Raw genomic sequence first — 17,608 nt, 5'->3', positions numbered from 1 at the left:
CATTCAGGCCGTCTTTGGTGACGAGGTGTCGGTCCGTCATCAAACTGAAATGCTGTACCGGCACGGGCGGCTGGCGCGCACCGATCCGCGCATTAGTTCGCGGATTAATACTCGTGGCTGACTGCGACGACGAACGCGCCGCGCGATACCAACTGGTACACGTCGATTTCTTCGCGCTATTGGCCGCCAACTTTCCGTATCGCGCACAAGGATGCATTAAGCATGAGCATGCGGCGGTGCGACATGCCCCGCCGTAGGCTGCGACCAAAGCATATGGATCATCTCCGATCCATATGGAGGACGCGACGCCCGGCACCCGGCGCGCAGAATCTCGGGCATGGATGGAGACTGCCCATGGGTTTGCTGAGGACGCTGTTCGCTTTGTCGGTGGTGCTGGACCACTCCCCCTTCAACGATGGCAACATGCTGGTCGGGGGCCGACTCGCGGTACAGCTTTTCTACGTGATATCGGGCTTCCTGATCTCATACATCCTGACCACGAACAAGGCCTATGACAGCACGGCGCGCTTCTATGAGAATCGCCTGCTGCGCCTGTTCCCCACCTATTTCGCGGTGGCCGTCGTCGCGCTGGCGCTGAACGTCGTGGCGAATCCCGAATTCCTGGACGTCTATCGCCGCAGCCCCAACAGCGCGGACCTGTTCCTGGTGCTGGCCAACCTGTTCATCTTCGGGCAGGACTGGCTGATGTTCTTCGGCATCAAGGGTGGCGAACTGACGCTGACGGGCAGCTATGCCAACAGCGACGTACCGCTGTACCAGGGCTTGCTGATACCGCAGGCATGGACACTGGGCGTGGAGCTCAGTTTCTACCTAATCGCGCCGTTCATCCTGCGTTCGATGCGTTGCGTGGTGGCGCTGTTCCTGGCGTCGTTGGCCCTGCGCGCCGTGCTGCTGCACACCGGCGTGGCGCAATCGGATCCATGGAGCTATCGCTTCTTCCCGCTCGAACTGGCGCTGTTCCTGGCGGGCGCGCTATCGCATCGCCTGTTGCTGCCGATATGGCAGAAATTGAGCGAACGCTTCCATTACCTGCCGGAACTGGCCACGGGCTTGTTCGTGGTGTATGCGCTGTTCCACTTCTCGGTGACGATCAACCACAACCTGCGCGATGCGCTGGCGCTAGCCGCCTTTACCGGCATACTGCCGCTGACCTTCATCTATCAGGCGCGGCACCGGCTGGACAAAAAAATCGGGCAGCTCAGCTACCCGATCTATATCTCGCATTCCGTCGCCCTCCTGCTGGTGCATCAGGCAACCAGCTGGATGGGCTTGACCAACGCCCTGCTGATTTCCACCTTGAACGTCCTGCTGTCGCTGGTACTGGCGGTATTGCTGTGGACCATGATAGACAGCAGGGTCGACAAGGTGCGCGAACGCGTCAAGAGCGGTGCGCCGTCAGGCGCTCCGGCGCGCGCCCTGCGCGCCTGAGAACGTGCTGACCAGCGCCTGCGCGATGACGGCGACCACGATGTTCACGAGCAGCGCGACCAGGCCGGTATAGATGCCATAGGTATTGCCGCCCACCACGAAGGCATGCACGGGCTTGATGCCGTCCATGTACGCCAGCGTGGTGCCGGTGGCCAGGCCCACCAGCCAGCCCAGCAGCAGCGGGCCGCCACGGAACCAGCCGAAGAACAGGCCGAACACCACCGCCGGGAACGTCTGCAGTATCCACACGCCGCCCAGCAGCTGCAGATCGAGGGCGAACTGCGTCGGCACGAACACGATGAAGACCAGCGCGCCGACCTTGACCACGAGCGACACGATCTTGGCGACCTTGGCCTCGCCTTCCGACGTGACCGCCGGATTCACGTAGGCCTTCCAGAAGTTGCGCGTGAACAGATTGGCCGCGCCGATCGACATCACCGCCGCCGGCACCAGCGCGCCGATGGCGATGGCGGCGAAGGCGAAGCCCGCGAACCAGCTGGGGAACAGGGTGTTGAAGAGCGCGGGCACGACGTCATTGGGCGTCTTCGGGTGCAGGTTCGCCGCATAGGCCATGTAGCCCAGCAAGGCGATCAGGCCCAGCAGCAGGGTATAGGCCGGCAGGAAGATCGCGTTCTTGCGTATCGTGTCGGCGCTCTTGGCGGCGAAAATGCCCGTCAGCGTGTGCGGGTACATGAATGCCGCCAGGGCCGAGCCCAGCGCCAGCGTGGCATAGGGCAGGAACTGCGAGGCTTTCAGTGTCAGCCCGGTGGCGCCGCCTTTCGCGGCGAAACCGGCCGCCGCGGACGAAAACACCGCGCTGTAGCCGCCCAGTTTGGCCGGCACCAGTACGATGGCCACCAGGACCACGATATAGATCATCAGGTCCTTGACGAAGGCGATCAAGGCCGGCGCGCGCAGGCCCGCCGAATAGGTATAGAGCGCCAGGATCACGAAAGCGGCGGCCAGGGGAAGTTCGCCCTGCAGGCCCAGTGCCTTGATGACGACTTCCATGCCGACCAGCTGCAGCGCGATGTAGGGCATGGTGGCGAGCACGCCGGTGGCGGCAATGGCCAGCTCCAGCGGCCGCGACTGGAACCGCGCGTAGACCACGTCGGCCGACGTCACGTGGCCGGCCTTCTGCGCCACGCGCCACAAGCGCGGCATGATGGTAAAGACGATGGGATATACCAGGATCGTGTACGGCAGCGCGAAAAAGCCATAGGCGCCGACGGCATAGACCAGCGCCGGCACGGCGATGACCGTATAGGCGGTATAGAAATCGCCGCCCACCAGGAACCAGGTGATCCAGGTGCCGAAGCGTCGGCCGCCCAGGCCCCACTCATCCAGGTGCGAAGCGGAACTGCCCCGCTGCCAGCGCGAGGCGGCGAAACCCATGACGGTGACGAGCACGAAGAAGAAAATGAACACGCTCAAGGCGGTCCAGTTGATTTGGGCGAGGTCGTTCATTATTCGTCTCCCCGGTGGCGTTGGCTGCGGTAGACGATCCACGTCAGCAAAGCCGTGATCGGTACCCAGAGCAACTGGTACCAATAGAAGAAGGGGAAACCGAACAGCTCGGGTAGTGTCTCGTTATAGAAGGGCACCCAGAGCAAGCCGATGAACGGCAGCAATAGCAGAATCCACATGCCTAGACTCGTTATAGGAAAGGTTGTCTCTCGATATACCGCGATGATGTGTCGCGGGGCGGCAATGACGCCGGTCGCGCGGGGTAGGCGCAAAGGCGACGCGCAGAATACTCCCGTCCGGGAACCGGCGCCAAAATGACCATTTCGCTGGTAGGGGCCTGTGATTTAGGGTTTACACCAGGGTAAAATTAGACTAGACTCTATTGCTTGTTGATCTTCGATAGATTCGGCTTGCTCGCCTGAGTGCGCGCCGACCTTGCGAAGGTCGGATCGGCCTGGGTAGTTCCGGCCATTTTTGCGGCTCCGCCGCACCACCAGCTTCTTCCAGCGCGCCGACCGGGCCGCTGCGACCAAGCGCCCGCCCTGGCGGGTTCAGCGGCCTCGACGGCCAGCGTCCTTGCCCTTAATCCCCGCGTCCCCGACGCACCGGCCCGCCCAGGCCCCAGGCCGCGTCCACCCCAGGCCGCGGCCACTGCTCTTTTCTGGAGACTTTTCATGGCGAAAGAAGAACTGATCGAACTCGACGGCATCGTCGACGAAGTACTGCCCGACGCCCGCTACCGCGTCACGTTGGACAATGGCGTGGAAGTCGGCGCGTACGCGTCCGGCCGCCTGCGCAAGCACCGTATCCGTATCCTGGCTGGCGATCGCGTCACCCTGGAAATGTCGCCCTACGACCTGACCAAGGGGCGCATCAATTTCCGCCACAAGGATGCCACGCCGGTTGCCCGCCAGGGCGCGCCGGCCTATCGTCGCTAGGAACAGCCGCCGTTTCGGCCTGATTTCGATCGAATGCCGCGCCGGTACTTGCGGTAAGGTTGCGGCTTTGCGGAATCACCCGGCCAGCCATGGCTACCGAACAGGAATTGCGCGCGGCGGCCGCGCGCGTCGCGGAGGTCCAGAAACAGCTCGCCCTGGCGGACCGGGGCTGGCAGTTGCTGGGCCGGTCACGCGCGGCGTTCATCAGCAGCTTGCGACACACCGGGCTTTCCTACGCCCACGCCCAGATCAAGTTCGACGACTTCGTGGAAGAACAGCGCCGGCTGTACGAGCACCTGACACAGGCGCTGGAAGCGGCGCAGACCCACTACGCCCATCTGACGGCCGGCCCCGCTGCCGCGCCGGCACAAGCCGCGCGGTCCTGAAGGCCGGCCGGGCCCTACATCCCTACATGCAAAGATTGGCGGTCTGCACCAGGTTCTGCGCGCCATACGTCGAGCGCGAGACCATGCGTATGTCCACCGTGCCGTTGGCGTACTGGATGACACGCAGCGCGGAACTGAGTCCCAGGGTAGCGTCCTGCAGGACGTCGTAGCCATTGTCGATGGCTACTACCCGCACCTGCTCGCCCTGCCCTCGCCACCCATCCGCCACGCATTGCGCATAGGACTTCGGCGATTTGGTCGTGTGGCCAAAGAACACGGGGTCTTTTTTCATCAGGTCATTGGGGGACGTGCAGGCCGCCAGGGCCAGTACGGCGCCGGCGACGCCTAAACGACGGATCATCGGGACATCCTTGAAGATCGAAAACGATCCCGGACTATAGCGCACGGGCACACCAGGGGCGCGCGGCGTCAGCCGCGTATCGCCGACTTCGGCCTGAAGGCCTTGACCACGTCGGGGCGCGTTTCCATGTACGGACCGCCGATCAGGTCGATGCAATATGGCACGGCCGCGAATATCCCCGGCACGGACACCGCGCCGTCCTGCCCGCGCAGTCCTTCCAGGGTTTCCTTGATGGCCTTGGGCTGGCCCGGCAGGTTGATGATCAGCGCCGCATGGTCGGCGGTTTCCCGCAATACCGCCACCTGCCGCGAAAGAATGGCCGTCGGGACGAACTTGAGGCTGATCTGCCGCATCTGCTCGCCGAAGCCCGGCATTTCGCGCGTGGCGACCGCCAGCGTGGCTTCCGGCGTGACGTCCCGGCGCGCCGGTCCGGTACCGCCGGTGGTCAGGACGAGATCGCACCCGGCCTGGTCCACGAGTTCGATCAAGGTGGCGGAAATCCCGTCCCGTTCGTCGGGAATCAGGCGGTCCACCGCCTGCCAGGGCGACGTCAGGGCCTGCCCCAGCCACTCCCGCAGCGCGGGGATGCCCTGGTCCTGGTAGGCGCCCTGCGACGCCCGGTCGGACACGGACACCAGGCCCACGATCAGTTCATCGGGATGGCGGCGCGCAAGGCGCGTGACGGTATTGCTCATGAAGGACACCTGACCGGCGGATAAGGGGTGGATAGGGGGACGGCCTACTATACCGTCCGCCGGCGCCTACGCGCATATTCCCCCGCTGCCGCCCCGGCGCCGGGCGACGTCCCGCCAGCGTCCCCTACCTGCCCAGGTTGGCGCGCGGATCGAAAGGCGCCTGGCGCTGCAGGTTGCGATAGGCCTCCTGCATCGCCGGCGTATTGGCCGGAGGCAGTACCACTTCCAGCTCCAGGTACAGATCGCCCGGCGGCTTGCCGGGCAACCCGCGTCCCTTCAGGCGCAGCTTGCCGCCATTGCGCGACCCCGCGGGTATCGCGACCTCCACCGGACCGGCCGGCGTGGGCGCCGTCACGGAGGCGCCCAGCGCCGCTTCCCAGGGCGCCACGGGCAAGGTCAAGGACAGGTCGCGGCCGTCGACGCGGTACAGGCGGTGCGGCTTGAGCCGGACTTCAAGATACAGGTCACCCGCGCCGCCGCCCGCGTAGCCGGCCATGCCCTGCCCGGCCAGGCGGATGCGCTGGCCTTCGCGGATACCGGGGGGTATCTTCACGCTGAGCTTGCGCTCCTGCAGCCGCGGACGTCCCTGCTCGTCCATTTTCATGGACCTCAAGCTGATCTCCCGCTCGGCGCCATGCAGGGCGTCTTCCAGGTCGACTTCGATGGTGGCGTGGTGGTCCTCGCCGCGCGCGCGGAATCCGCGCGTCCGCTTGCGGGTCGCGTTGCCGAACAGCGACGAGAAGAACTCGCTGAAGTCGGCATCTTCAGCCCCATTGTTCGACGTGAACTCGAAGCCCTGGTCCCACCCCGGCGGCGGCCGATGCCCGCCGCCCGCGCTTACGCCGGCCGCCAGGTCGTCATAGGCGGCGCGCTTTTCCGCGTCGCGCAGGACGTCGTAGGCCTCGTTGATGTCGCGCATGCGCGCTTCCGCGTTGGGCTCGGTGCTGACGTCGGGATGGTATTGCCGCGCCAACTTGCGATAGGCACGGCGGAGCTCATCGTCGCCCACGCCGCGTTCCACGCCCAGAATGTCGTAATAGTCTTTGAACTCCATAGCGCCCGTTCCCGGAGACCGGGTCATAAACTTTCAGATAGTGGATATATCGGGGTGGATGGCCTGTTTTCAATGTAAGGCGACCGCATGGCTACCAGAACGCTACACCGGCAGCAGCGGTCCGGCGATCAGCCGTCAGGGGGATTGCACCGAGCGGCAGTTTGCGGGAACAAAATGTAGCGCGACGACGGGCTTTGCGACAGAATGAGTGCCGTTCATATCAGCCAGGCAGCAGGCTTGCTCCGTCGCCAAACCCTCACGATCCAGCAGCAGATCCTACTGCTGGCCGGTACCCTCTGTCTGGCCCTCGTGGCGGCGGCGGCCGGCGGTGCGGCCTACATGGGCCAGCGCCAGACGCGGGACCTGATCGAGCAGCACGTGGCGGATATCGCCAGCGCCATGGCGCGCACGCTGGACCGCGACATGTTCGAGCGCTTCCGCGAAATCCGCAACCTGGCGGAAGCGCCGACCACCCGTACCATGGAGCCCGCCGCACTGCGTGGCCTGCTGACCGGCCGCCAGCAATCGATGACGGACTATGCCTGGATGGGAGTCACCGACCCGGCGGGCAACGTTGTCGTCTCCACGCAGGGCAAGCTGGAAGGCAGTTCCGTCGCCGATCGCATGTGGTTCAAGCGGGGCCGGGAGGCGCCCAACATCGGCGACGTCCGCGAATCCAACATGCTTAACGAACTGCTGGGCCGACCGCGCGGCAAAGGCTTCCGCTTCGTGGAGATTTCCGCCCCCATCGTCGACCGGGGCCGGCTCGTGGGCGTCCTGGGCGCGCACCTGAGCTGGACCTGGGCCGCGGACGTCCGGCGCACCATGCTGGAGGCCGACACATCCGGCGGCGTCCGCGACCTGTGGATACTGTCTTCGGACGGCACCATGCTGCTGGGCCCGCGGCTGGGTAGCCGGCCTTTCTCCGACGAACGGATCGCCGAGATGCGCGCCTCCCGCCAGGGCTACTTCGAGCTGCAGACGGACCAGGGCGAAATGCTGACGGGCTACGCCCTGGCGTCCGGCTATCGCGACTACCCTGGCCGCAACTGGATCATCGTCGCGCAGCAGCCGTCCCGCGATGCCTACGCGGCCGTCCGGCGGCTGGAGTGGCGCGTGCTGATCCTGAGCGTGCTGATCAGCATCGCCGGCATCGCCCTCATGTGGACCATCGCCAAGCGCATCGCGCGGCCGCTGCGCGCGTTGACCGAGGCCGCCAGCCGCCTGGGCCGGGACGAGACGGTCACCATGCTGCCCCGTCTGGCCGGTGCCCGCGAAATCGTCGACCTCTCCGCCGCGCTGCGTTCGCTGATGCGGCGCCTGGACGTCGAGCAGGCGCGCGCCGAGCATGCCCAGCGCCGCGCCCAGATCGAGGAACAGCGCTACGTGCAGGAGATCAGCGAACTGCGCAAGGCCGCCGGCATCGACCCGCTGTCCGGCCTGCTCAACCGCCGCTCCTTCCTCTACGCCGCCGCCATGCTGATGGCCGAGCAGAGTTCGCGCATGGGCCAGGTCGCGGTCATCATGGCCGATATCGATTTCTTCAAGCTGGTCAACGACAACCATGGCCACGGGGCCGGCGACGCCACCATCCGCAAGGTCGGCGAGATACTGACCGGCTCGGTCCGTGAAAATGACCTGGTCGCCCGCTTCGGCGGCGAGGAGTTCGTCATCCTGCTGGCCGGCGCCTCCCCCAATGCCGTCCTGGCCACGGCCGAGCGCATGCGCCGGAACGTGCAGGAAACGCCCATCGACTATCACCACGTGACCATACGCATCACCATCAGCCTGGGCATCGCCGTCGCCAGCGCGCGCGACGCGGACATCCAGGCGGTCATCGAAAGCGCCGATCACGCCTTGTACCGGGCCAAGCAGCGCGGCCGCAACCGCGCCGTCCTGTCCGCCTGACGACCTGCTCTTCCTGTCGCCAGCGCACCGGCCCGCGCGCTGCTAGTATCTGTATACGCGCGACCGGTCCAGTCCAACGTTCGCGTGGATAAACCTGGAGGAGACCGTGGCCGTACCGCTGACCCTATATGTCGACGCCCAATTCCTGAGCCCCTACGCGTTGTCGGCGTACGTGGCCCTGGAGGAAAAAGGGCTGGACTTCGAGGTCAGGCAGATCGATCTGGAGCAGGGCGACCAGCGTACCGCGCCTTTCCTGCACCGTTCGCCCATCGGCAAGGTGCCGGTGCTGGCACATCTGGATTTCTACCTGAGCGAATCGAGCGCCATCGCCGAATACCTGGAGCAGGCATTTCCGCCGCCCGAGTACGCGACCCTGTATCCCGCCGATCCGCGTCCGCGCGCACAGGCGCGGCAGGTGCAATCCTGGCTGCGCAGCGACCTGCACGCCCTGCGCCGCGATCGTCCCACCGAAGTGGTTTTCGAAGGCGCGCGACCCGCGCCCCTGAGCGACGCCGGCTTGTGCGACGCCGCGCGGCTGGTACGGGTGGCCAGCTCCCTGCTCGCCCAGGGGCAGGCGCACCTGTTCGGCGCCTGGTCGCTGGCCGATCTGGATCTGGCGCTGATGCTCAATCGCCTGGCGGTCCCCGGCGATGAACTGCCGGAAACGCTACGGGAGTATGCCCAGGCCCAGTGGGATCATCCCGGCGTGCGCCGCTGGCTGGCCAGCCGGGGCTAGCCGCGCGCCCAGGCGCGCGGCGTATTCCGATCAGCCGGCCCGCTGCTGCAGGATCTCCACCGCGGGCAGCGTCTTGCCTTCCAGGAACTCCAGGAAGGCGCCGCCGCCGGTAGAGATATAGCCCACCTTGTCCGTGATGCCGAACTTGGCGATCGCCGCCAGGGTATCGCCGCCGCCGGCGATGGAAAACGCCGACGATTCGGCGATCGCGCGGGCGATCACCTCGGTCCCGTGCGAGAACTGTTCGAACTCGAACACGCCCACCGGCCCGTTCCACACGATGGTGCCCGCCTTCTTCAGGATGTCCGCCAGCGCCTGCGCGGTCTGCGGGCCGATGTCCAGCACCATGTCGTCGGCGCCGATCGCGTCGGCGGCCTTGACCGTCGCCGGCGCGTCCGCGCCGAAGCTCGGAGCGCAGACCACGTCCGTCGGAATGGGTACATCCGCACCGCGCTTGCGCATGATGTCGATGACGGCCACTGCTTCGTTCTTCTGGTCCGGCTCGGCCAGCGATTTGCCGATGGACTTGCCCGCCGCCAGCATGAAGGTATTGGCGATACCGCCGCCCACCACCAGTTGGTCGACCTTGCTCGCCAGGGACTGCAGGATGCTCAGCTTGGTGGACACTTTGGAGCCGCCCACGATGGCGACCAGCGGCCGCTTGGGTTCGTGCAAGGCGCGGCCCAGCGCGTCCAGCTCGGCCTCCAGCAAGGGGCCGGCGCATGCCACCGGCGCGAAACGGGCGATGCCGTAGGTCGTGGCTTCGGCGCGATGGGCGGTGCCGAACGCATCGTTGACATAGACGTCGCACAGCGCGGCCATCTTGCGCGACAGGGCTTCGTCGTTTTTCTTTTCGCCGGGGTTCACCCGGCAGTTTTCCAGCAGGACGACCTGGCCCGGTGCCACCTGCACGCCATCCACCCAGTCGCGTACCAGCGGGACGGGGCTGCCCAGCAGCTCGGACAGGCGGCGACCCACGGGTGCCAGGCTGTCGGCGTCGGTGAGCTGGCCTTCCTTGGGCCGCCCCAGGTGGGAAGTCACCATCACCGCTGCGCCGGCATCCAGCGCCATGCGGATGCCCGGCACGGAGGCGCGGATGCGCGTGTCTTCCGTGATGTTGCCGGCGTCATCGAGCGGCACGTTGAAATCGGCACGGATGAAAACGCGCTTGCCTTTCAGCGCGCCGGCCTTGGCCAGCGCGGACAAAGTATTTACCTTGGACATGAAAAACTCCTCCCCATCATTCCCACGCTATGCAAAAAAAAGGAACGTCGACCGTCCCTTTGCCATTGCCCGAGAGAAGACGGCCCACCCCCGAAGCGCTGCGCGCTTCCCCCTCCAGGGGGCGACGCTGGAGGACCGGGGGACCCGGATCCTCGGCGTCCGCGATCCGAGGGCACCCGTTTCTTGCGGGCAGAATCTTCCTGCCGGGGTGGGCCTATTTAGCGTTCATGAGCGCAACGGTCGTGTCCAGCATGCGGTTGCTGAAGCCCCACTCGTTGTCGTACCACGACGACACCTTGACCAGCGAGCCGGACACCTTGGTCAACGTGGCGTCGACCGTGCTCGATGCCGGGTTGTGGTTGTAGTCCACCGAGACCAGCGGTTCGGTGTTGTATTCCAGGATGCCCTTTAGCGCGCCCTGCGAGGCGGCCTTCAGGATACCGTTCACTTCCTCGACCGACGTCTCGCGCTTGGCGATGAAGGACAGGTCGACGATCGACACGTTGATGGTCGGCACGCGGATCGCGAAGCCATCCAGCTTGCCGTTTAGCTCCGGCAGCACCAGGCCCACCGCCGCGGCGGCGCCGGTCTTGGTGGGGATCATGCTCATGGTGGCCGAACGGGCGCGACGCAGGTCTTCGTGGTAGACGTCGGTCAGCACCTGGTCGTTGGTGTAGGAGTGGATCGTCGTCATCAGGCCCGACACCACGCCCAGTTCGTCATGCAGCGGCTTGACCAGCGGGGCCAGGCAGTTGGTGGTGCAGGACGCGTTGGAAATGACGGTGTGCTCGGCCTTCAGTGTCTGGTGGTTCACGCCGTACACGACGGTGGCGTCGACGTCCTTGCCGCCGGGCGCGGAGATGATCACCTTCTTGGCGCCGCCCTTCAGGTGCGCGCTGGCCTTTTCCTTGCTGGTGAAGAAGCCGGTGCATTCCAGCACCACGTCCACCTTGAGGTCGCCCCAGGGCAGTTCGGCCGGATTGCGATTGGCCAGCACGCGGATCTTGTCGCCATTGACGACCATGTAGTCACCGTCGACTTCCACGGTACCGGGGAAGCGGCCATGCGCCGTGTCGTAGCGCGTCAGGTGCGCATTGGTCTTGGGATCGCCGAGGTCGTTGATGGCGACGATCTGGATGTCGTGCTTCTTGCCGCTTTCATAGTGCGCGCGCAGGACGTTGCGTCCGATGCGGCCGTAGCCGTTGATGGCAACACGTATGGTCATGACTCGATCTCCTCGTTTACAAAACCTGTTTCACGGCAGCGGCGACCTTCTCGGCAGTCAGGCCGAAGAAGGGGAACAGCACGCCGGCCGGCGCCGACTCGCCATAGCGGTCGATACCGACGACCGCGCCTTCCAATCCCACGTATTTATGCCACAGGCCGGTCGTGCCGGCCTCGACGGCGACGCGCGGCACGCCCTTGGGCAATACGGCGGCGCGCCAAGCGGCGTCCTGTTTGTCGAAGACGTCCGTGCTGGGCATGGACACGACCCGCACCGCGACGCCTTCCTTGGCCAGCAAGTCCTGTGCTGCGAGCGCCAGGGCGACTTCCGATCCGGTGGCGATGATGACGGCGCGGGCGTCGGAAGCATCGCGCAGCACATAGCCGCCGCGCGCGATCGCGGCGAGGGTGGCCTCGTCCCGCGGCACGAAAGGCAGATTCTGGCGCGACAGCAGCAGCGCGCTGGGGCCGCCATCGTGCACAGCCATGCCGATGCTGGCCGGACGGCTGACCGCCTCGATCCAGGCGACGGCGGTTTCGGTGGTATCGCAGGGGCGCCACACCGACAGATTCGGAATCAGGCGCAGGCTGTTGGCATGCTCGATCGACTGGTGCGTCGGGCCGTCTTCGCCCAGGCCGATGGAATCGTGCGTGAACACGTGCACCACCCGCTGCTTCATGAGCGCGGCCATGCGCAGGCCATTGCGCGAGTAGTCGGAGAACGTCAGGAAGGTGCCGCCGAAGGGCAGGTAACCGCCGTGCAGGGCAATGCCGTTCATGATGGCGGCCATGCCGAATTCGCGCACGCCGTAGTTAATGTGGCGGCCGAACTGGATGGCCTTGTCGCCGGCGCGCACCGGCGCCACGCCCTTCCAGTCGGTGTAGTTGGAGCCGGTCAGGTCGGCCGAGCCGCCCAGCAGTTCCGGCAAGGCCTGGGCCAGCGCGCCGATGGCGTACTGCGAGGCCTTGCGGGTGGCCACCGTTTCCGCCTTTTCCACCATGGCGGCTACGAAGGCGCGCGCCTTGTCGGCGAAATCGGCGGGCAGTTCGCCACGCATGCGGCGGGAGAATTCCGCCGCTTCCGTGGGGAACTGGCGCGCATAGGCGTCGAAACGCGTCTGCCATTCGTTCTGCGCCACGGAACCCGCCCGGCGCGCGTCCCAGCCTTCGTAGACCTCGGAAGGAATCACGAAGGGCTCGTACTGCCAGTTCAGGGCGGCGCGCGTGGCGGCGATTTCGTCCTTGCCCAGCGGGGCGCCGTGGACCTTGTCGGTGCCCGCCACATTGGGCGCGCCCTTGCCGATGACGGTACGGCAAGCGATCAGGGTCGGCCCGCCATGGCTGGCGGCGTTCGCGCGTGCCTGGCGCAGGGCGGCATCGACGGCATCGACATCGTGGCCGTCGACGCCGCGGATCACGTTCCAGCCATAGGCTTCGAAGCGCTTGGCGGTGTCGTCGCCGAACCAGGCTTCCACCTTGCCGTCGATCGAAATACCGTTGTCGTCGTACAGCACGACGAGCTTGGACAGGCGCAGCGTGCCGGCCAGGGAGCACACTTCGTGCGAGATGCCTTCCATCAGGCAGCCGTCGCCGACGAAGGCATAGGTGTGATGATCCACCACGTCATGGCCGGGGCGGTTGAATTCCGCCGCCAGCAGGGCTTCGGCCAAGGCCATGCCGACGGCATTGCCCAGGCCCTGGCCCAGCGGGCCGGTGGTGGTTTCGACGCCGGCGGTGATGCCGACTTCCGGATGCCCTGGCGTGCGCGAGTGCATCTGGCGGAATTGCTTGATCTCTTCGATGGGCAGGTCGTAGCCCGTCAGGTGCAGCAGCGAGTAAAGCAGCATCGAGCCATGGCCGTTGGACAGCACGAAGCGGTCGCGGCCGGGCCAGGCCGGATCGGCCGGATTGTGGCGCAAGTGGCGCGTCCACAGCGCCTGCGCGATTTCCGCCATGCCCATGGGAGCACCCGGGTGCCCGGAGTTCGCCTGCTGTACGGCGTCCATCGCCAAAGCGCGGATGGCATCCGCCAAAGAAGGTTGTCGGGCGGTCGGATTGCTCATTCTGGAAGGGCTCGCTGCACACGCTGTCCCGGCGGCGATAGAAAGGAGCCGGGCCTGGGGTTTGAAGAGCTCACGATTTTAGCATCCGGCCGGGGGCCGGCCGGCCGCGCGGTCTCGCCCGGGCGAACTAGTGCGCGGCCGGCCAGACGATGGACGCGGGGCGCCGGCGGGTAAGATGCGCCGGACATCCGCACGTTTACGATGGCCGCCCAGGCCCACATCCCATGCCCAGCCCTCGCTTCTATTGTTCATTCGCCCTCGCGCCCCATGCGCGCATCGAACTGCCCGACGCCATCGCGCACCATGCCGCGCGCGTCCTGCGCCTGCGCGATGGAGACACGGCGGTGCTGTTCGACGGCACGGGCGGGGAGTATCCGGCGACGCTGGCGATCAACGGCAAGGCGGTGCATGCCGAGCTGGGCGCGCACGATGCTCGCGAGGCCGAACTGGCGGGGACCATCACCCTGGTCCAGGGCCTGCCGTCGGGCGACAAAATGGACTGGATCGTCGAAAAATCCGTTGAGCTGGGCGTACAGCGGCTGGTGCCCATCGCCGCGCAGCGCAGCGTCCTGCAGCTCAACGGCGAGCGCCAGGACAAGCGCCTGGCGCACTGGCGGCGCATCGCCACGGCCGCCAGCGAGCAATGCGGGCGCAACAGGCTGATGCGGATCGATCCGGTCATGCCCCTGGCGCGCTGGCTGGAAACCGCCGCCACGGGACTCAGGCTGCTGTGCCATCCGGAGAACGGCCGGCCGCTGAAGGCGGCGCTACAGGATATCGGGGACGCGCGGGCGATCGAGCTGCTGGTGGGACCCGAAGGCGGCTGGTCGGACGCGGAGCGCGACGCCGCGCGCGCCGCCGGGGTGGACGTGGTCAGCCTTGGGCCACGTGTGCTGCGGACCGAAACCGCCGGCCTGGCGCTGGCGGCCGCGGCAACGGCGCTGCTGGACTGGGATCGCGCCGGGCTTCAGTCGGCTTCGCCATAAGGCGCGGCGGCCACGCCCGGTTCCGCCGCGGGGTGGGCGCCCGCGTGTTCCACGACATAGGCGAACAGCCGGCCGTTTTCACGGGCGTATTCGGTGACGTCCTGGCAGATGGAGAGTATGCGCGACGCGTCTTCTTCCAACGCGGGGTCGCCGGAATGCAGCTTGTGCAACCACAACACGACGCCGACCTTCTGATCCAGCACGGTGTCGGACAGGCAATCCGACAACTCATCGAAACTGCGGAAGTGCATGGGAAAGTCCACCGCCTTGGCGATGGCGCGGAATACGGCCGACCTGCTGCGCGCGCGATCGCAGTCCGCGACGTACAAGGCCGCGCGCAATTCGCCGGCGGCGTCCGCCACCGATTCCCTGTCCAGCGCAGCAGCATCGAGCTCGCCGCCACGCTGCAACTGTCGCTGCAATGCGGGCTGACCTGTTCTGGCCATGCTCGGACCTCCTGCAAAAAAATCGACCGCGAGTCATCCGCGGATTACGCTGCATCGTATCGGCATAAACCGGTTCGATCAATCGCGCCGCGCCATGTTTTTGCACGCTCCCGATCCACGCGATATCCACGGTCGGCGCATTGGATTCGGAAGATACAACGAGCAGGATGCAATGAAAAGGGCCGGAGCCCGGGCTGCTGCCCGGCGCTCCGGCCCCTTGGACCGGCGCCGGCCATGGCTGGCCGGCCGTGTCGCGACTTCCTTAGCGGCGATTGTTGGCGTCAACCACGGCCAGGGCCGTCATGTTCACGATACGGCGCACCGTGGAACTGGACGTCAGGATATGCACCGGCGCATTGGCCCCCAGCAGGAAAGGACCGACGGCGACATTCCCGCCAGCCGCCGTCTTCAGCAGGTTGTACGCGATGTTGCCCGAATCGACGTTGGGACATACCAACAGATTGGCACTTCCTTTCAGCGTCGACGACGGCAGGATGCGCAGGCGCAGTTCTTCGTCCAGCGCGCAATCGCCATGCATTTCGCCGTCGATTTCGATCTCGGGCGCACGCTCGCGCACCAGTTGCAGCGCTTCGCGCATCTTCTCGCCCGACGACGAACTGCCGGAACCGAAGTTCGAACGCGACAGCAAGGCGACCTTGGGCGCGACGTTCAGGCGGCTCATTTCCTGCGCGGCGGCGATCGTGAACTCGGCGATCTGTTCGGCGGTGGGATCCTCGTTGATGTGCGTATCCACCAGCACGACCGTACGCTCGGACAGCAACAGGATGCTCATCGCGGCGTAGACGTTGCTGCCGGCGCGCTTGCCGATCACTTCGTCGACGAAGCGCAGGTGGTCGGCGTACGCGCCGACCGTGCCGCAGATCATGCCGTCGGCATCGCCCAGGTGGACCATCATCGCGCCGATCAGCGTCAGCCGGCGGCGCATTTCCACGCGCGCCATTTCCTTGGTGATGCCGCGGCGGCACATCAATTCCCAATACGTGGTCCAGTAGCGATGGAAGCGCTCGTCGTATTCGGGATTGGTGACCTCGACGTCCTCGCCCAGGCGGATGCGCAGGCCCAGGCGCTCGATGCGCGCGGCCAGCACGGCCGGGCGGCCGACCAGGATGGGCTTGGCCAGGCCTTCGTCCACCACCACCTGTACCGCGCGCAGCACGCGCTCGTCTTCGCCTTCCGTGAACACCACGCGCGACTTGGCGCCTTCGCGCACCAGGCGCTTGGACGCCGCGAACACCGGCTTCATGAAAGCGCCGGAGTGGTAGACGAACTGCTGCAGCTGTTCGACATAGTTGTCCATGTCGGCCAGCGGACGCGTTGCCACGCCCTCTTCCATCGCGGCCTTGGCCACGGCGGGGGCGATGCGCACGATCAGGCGTGGATCGAACGGCTTGGGAATGAAGTATTCGGGTCCGAAACAGAGATCGAAAGTGCCGTAGGCGGCGGCCACGACTTCGCTCTGTTCTTCCTGAGCGAGCTTGGCGATGGCGTACACCGCGGCTTTTTCCATGCCGCGCGTGATGGTGGTCGCGCCCACGTCCAGCGCGCCGCGGAAGATATACGGGAAGCACAGGACGTTGTTGACCTGGTTCGGGTAATCCGAGCGGCCGGTCGCCATCACGGCGTCGTCGCGCACGCTCTTGACCACTTCCGGCAGGACTTCGGGCGTGGGGTTGGCCAGCGCCAGGATCAACGGACGGGCGGCCATCGCGGCCACCATTTCCGGCTTCAGCACATTGCCGGCCGACAGGCCCAGGAAGACGTCGGCGCCTTCGATCACTTCGCCGAGCTTGCGCAGGTCGGTCTTGCGCGCGAAGCGGGCCTTGTCCGGATCCATGAGCGTGGTGCGGCCTTCGTACACCACGCCTTCGATGTCGGTCACCCAGATGTTTTCGATGGGCAGGCCCAGATCCACCATCAGTTCCAGGCAGGCCAGCGCCGCGGCGCCCGCGCCCGAGGTCACCACCTTGACCTTGGCGATGTCCTTGCCCACCACCTTCAGGCCATTGATGAAGGCCGCGCAGACCGTGATGGCGGTACCGTGCTGGTCGTCATGGAAGACCGGGATCTTCATGCGTTCGCGCAGCTTGCGCTCCACGACGAAGCATTCCGGCGCCTTGATGTCTTCCAGGTTGATGCCACCGAACGTGGGTTCCAGGCCGGCGATGATTTCCACCAGTTTGTCGGGATCGGTTTCGCTGATCTCGATGTCGAACACATCCAGGCCGGCAAACTTCTTGAACAGCACGGCCTTGCCTTCCATCACGGGCTTGGACGCCAGCGCGCCGATATTGCCCAGGCCCAGCACCGCCGTACCGTTGGAGATGACGCCAACCAGATTGCCGCGGCTGGTGTAGCGATAGGCGTTCACCGGATCCGTGACGATTTCTTCGCAGGCGGCCGCGACGCCGGGCGTGTAGGCCAGTGCCAGATCGCGTTGGTTGGTCAGTTGCTTGGTCGGCGTGACCGAGATCTTGCCGGGGCGGTCCTGCTCGTGATATTCGAGCGCGGCCTTGCGCAGATTGGCGTCCATGATCGCTTGATACGTGTGAAGAAAGTTGAAAACCGAAAAGGCAGGATTCTAGTCCCTTGCCGGACCCTGTGCCGGGAATCGGGTCGAAACGCGCCGGCGGGGCGGCCCTCGTGGGGCGCG

The 17,608-nt window shown here is 66.0% G+C and carries 16 protein-coding genes; 6 read left to right on the top strand and 10 right to left on the bottom strand.

Annotated features, from left to right (window positions below; translation table 11 throughout):
* Positions 1 to 354 precede the first annotated feature (354 nt).
* Positions 355 to 1,449, top strand: coding sequence for an acyltransferase family protein (locus tag CAL12_RS05070; protein WP_086063495.1), 1,095 nt, complete (start codon positions 355 to 357; stop codon positions 1,447 to 1,449).
* On the opposite strand, the gene mctP is transcribed toward CAL12_RS05070, so the two are convergent.
* Complete coding sequence (gene mctP / locus CAL12_RS05065; RefSeq protein WP_086063494.1) at positions 1,417 to 2,916, bottom strand: monocarboxylate uptake permease MctP; 1,500 nt, start codon at positions 2,914 to 2,916, stop codon at positions 1,417 to 1,419. The genes CAL12_RS05070 and mctP overlap by 33 nt on opposite strands.
* Positions 2,916 to 3,095 carry a DUF3311 domain-containing protein gene (locus CAL12_RS05060; RefSeq protein ID WP_086063493.1) on the bottom strand — a complete coding sequence of 60 codons (180 nt, stop codon included), beginning with the start codon at positions 3,093 to 3,095 and terminating at the stop codon, positions 2,916 to 2,918. Before CAL12_RS05060 ends, mctP begins: the two co-directional genes overlap by 1 nt.
* A 495-nt stretch (positions 3,096 to 3,590) precedes the next feature.
* Here CAL12_RS05060 and infA point away from each other — a divergent pair, with 495 nt between their 5' ends.
* Both infA and CAL12_RS05050 read left to right on the top strand, forming a co-directional pair.
* Positions 3,591 to 3,854, top strand: coding sequence for a translation initiation factor IF-1 (gene infA, locus CAL12_RS05055; RefSeq protein ID WP_086063492.1), 264 nt, complete (start codon positions 3,591 to 3,593; stop codon positions 3,852 to 3,854).
* A gap of 89 nt (positions 3,855 to 3,943) precedes the next feature.
* Positions 3,944 to 4,240, top strand: a complete 297-nt coding sequence (locus CAL12_RS05050; protein ID WP_086063491.1) for a hypothetical protein — start codon at positions 3,944 to 3,946, stop codon at positions 4,238 to 4,240.
* A gap of 22 nt (positions 4,241 to 4,262) precedes the next feature.
* On the opposite strand, the gene CAL12_RS05045 is transcribed toward CAL12_RS05050, so the two are convergent.
* From CAL12_RS05045 to CAL12_RS05035, 3 genes are all read right to left on the bottom strand, one after another.
* The gene (locus tag CAL12_RS05045) at positions 4,263 to 4,601 is read right to left on the bottom strand and encodes a hypothetical protein (RefSeq protein WP_086063490.1); all 339 of its coding nucleotides are present in this window, start codon (positions 4,599 to 4,601) and stop codon (positions 4,263 to 4,265) included.
* A gap of 68 nt (positions 4,602 to 4,669) precedes the next feature.
* Complete coding sequence (gene mog / locus CAL12_RS05040) at positions 4,670 to 5,296, bottom strand: molybdopterin adenylyltransferase (protein ID WP_086063489.1); 627 nt, start codon at positions 5,294 to 5,296, stop codon at positions 4,670 to 4,672.
* A 124-nt stretch (positions 5,297 to 5,420) separates the two neighbouring features.
* Positions 5,421 to 6,350 (bottom strand): DnaJ C-terminal domain-containing protein, encoded by a 930-nt coding sequence (locus CAL12_RS05035; RefSeq protein WP_086063488.1) that lies wholly within the window; start codon positions 6,348 to 6,350, stop codon positions 5,421 to 5,423.
* Between the two features lie 237 nt (positions 6,351 to 6,587).
* On the opposite strand from CAL12_RS05035, the gene CAL12_RS05030 reads away from it, so the two are divergent.
* Together CAL12_RS05030 and yfcF are read left to right on the top strand one after the other, a co-directional pair.
* On the top strand, positions 6,588 to 8,258 hold the full coding sequence (locus tag CAL12_RS05030; RefSeq protein WP_198298379.1) for a sensor domain-containing diguanylate cyclase: 1,671 nt from the start codon (positions 6,588 to 6,590) through the stop codon (positions 8,256 to 8,258).
* Between the two features lie 106 nt (positions 8,259 to 8,364).
* Positions 8,365 to 8,994: a glutathione transferase gene (gene yfcF / locus CAL12_RS05025; protein ID WP_086063486.1), complete on the top strand. Its 630-nt coding sequence runs from the start codon at positions 8,365 to 8,367 to the stop codon at positions 8,992 to 8,994.
* A gap of 30 nt (positions 8,995 to 9,024) precedes the next feature.
* On the opposite strand, the gene CAL12_RS05020 is transcribed toward yfcF, so the two are convergent.
* From CAL12_RS05020 to tkt, 3 genes are all read right to left on the bottom strand, one after another.
* The gene (locus tag CAL12_RS05020) at positions 9,025 to 10,218 is read right to left on the bottom strand and encodes a phosphoglycerate kinase (RefSeq protein WP_086063485.1); all 1,194 of its coding nucleotides are present in this window, start codon (positions 10,216 to 10,218) and stop codon (positions 9,025 to 9,027) included.
* Positions 10,219 to 10,432: 214 nt separating this feature from the next.
* Entirely contained in the window at positions 10,433 to 11,443 is a 1,011-nt protein-coding gene (gap, locus tag CAL12_RS05015) for a type I glyceraldehyde-3-phosphate dehydrogenase (protein WP_086063484.1), read from the bottom strand.
* 16 nt (positions 11,444 to 11,459) lie between these two features.
* Positions 11,460 to 13,505: a transketolase gene (gene tkt, locus CAL12_RS05010; RefSeq protein ID WP_086063483.1), complete on the bottom strand. Its 2,046-nt coding sequence runs from the start codon at positions 13,503 to 13,505 to the stop codon at positions 11,460 to 11,462.
* A gap of 224 nt (positions 13,506 to 13,729) precedes the next feature.
* On the opposite strand from tkt, the gene CAL12_RS05005 reads away from it, so the two are divergent.
* A complete protein-coding gene (locus CAL12_RS05005) occupies positions 13,730 to 14,491 on the top strand; it encodes a 16S rRNA (uracil(1498)-N(3))-methyltransferase (protein ID WP_086063482.1) in 762 nt (253 codons plus the stop codon).
* On the opposite strand, the gene CAL12_RS05000 is transcribed toward CAL12_RS05005, so the two are convergent.
* A complete protein-coding gene (locus CAL12_RS05000; RefSeq protein ID WP_086063481.1) occupies positions 14,473 to 14,937 on the bottom strand; it encodes a barstar family protein in 465 nt (154 codons plus the stop codon). The genes CAL12_RS05005 and CAL12_RS05000 overlap by 19 nt on opposite strands.
* A gap of 262 nt (positions 14,938 to 15,199) precedes the next feature.
* The gene (locus CAL12_RS04995; RefSeq protein WP_086063480.1) at positions 15,200 to 17,488 is read right to left on the bottom strand and encodes an NADP-dependent malic enzyme; all 2,289 of its coding nucleotides are present in this window, start codon (positions 17,486 to 17,488) and stop codon (positions 15,200 to 15,202) included.
* Between the last annotated feature and the right edge of the window lie 120 nt (positions 17,489 to 17,608).

This window comes from Bordetella genomosp. 8, assembly GCF_002119685.1.
GTDB lineage: Bacteria > Pseudomonadota > Gammaproteobacteria > Burkholderiales > Burkholderiaceae_B > Bordetella_C.
This window is presented reverse-complemented; position numbering and strand designations above follow the sequence as displayed.

Excerpts from the sequence above, each read along its gene's own strand:
- CAL12_RS05070 (WP_086063495.1), top strand. The coding sequence starts at position 355 with ATGGGTTTGCTGAGGACGCTGTTCGCTTTGTCGGTGGTGCTGGACCAC.
- mctP (WP_086063494.1), bottom strand. The coding sequence starts at position 2,916 with ATGAACGACCTCGCCCAAATCAACTGGACCGCCTTGAGCGTGTTCATT.
- CAL12_RS05060 (WP_086063493.1), bottom strand. The coding sequence starts at position 3,095 with ATGTGGATTCTGCTATTGCTGCCGTTCATCGGCTTGCTCTGGGTGCCC.
- infA (WP_086063492.1), top strand. The coding sequence starts at position 3,591 with ATGGCGAAAGAAGAACTGATCGAACTCGACGGCATCGTCGACGAAGTA.
- CAL12_RS05050 (WP_086063491.1), top strand. The coding sequence starts at position 3,944 with ATGGCTACCGAACAGGAATTGCGCGCGGCGGCCGCGCGCGTCGCGGAG.
- CAL12_RS05045 (WP_086063490.1), bottom strand. The coding sequence starts at position 4,601 with ATGATCCGTCGTTTAGGCGTCGCCGGCGCCGTACTGGCCCTGGCGGCC.
- mog (WP_086063489.1), bottom strand. The coding sequence starts at position 5,296 with ATGAGCAATACCGTCACGCGCCTTGCGCGCCGCCATCCCGATGAACTG.
- CAL12_RS05035 (WP_086063488.1), bottom strand. The coding sequence starts at position 6,350 with ATGGAGTTCAAAGACTATTACGACATTCTGGGCGTGGAACGCGGCGTG.
- CAL12_RS05020 (WP_086063485.1), bottom strand. The coding sequence starts at position 10,218 with ATGTCCAAGGTAAATACTTTGTCCGCGCTGGCCAAGGCCGGCGCGCTG.
- gap (WP_086063484.1), bottom strand. The coding sequence starts at position 11,443 with ATGACCATACGTGTTGCCATCAACGGCTACGGCCGCATCGGACGCAAC.
- tkt (WP_086063483.1), bottom strand. The coding sequence starts at position 13,505 with ATGAGCAATCCGACCGCCCGACAACCTTCTTTGGCGGATGCCATCCGC.
- CAL12_RS05005 (WP_086063482.1), top strand. The coding sequence starts at position 13,730 with ATGCCCAGCCCTCGCTTCTATTGTTCATTCGCCCTCGCGCCCCATGCG.
- CAL12_RS05000 (WP_086063481.1), bottom strand. The coding sequence starts at position 14,937 with ATGGCCAGAACAGGTCAGCCCGCATTGCAGCGACAGTTGCAGCGTGGC.
- CAL12_RS04995 (WP_086063480.1), bottom strand. The coding sequence starts at position 17,488 with ATGGACGCCAATCTGCGCAAGGCCGCGCTCGAATATCACGAGCAGGAC.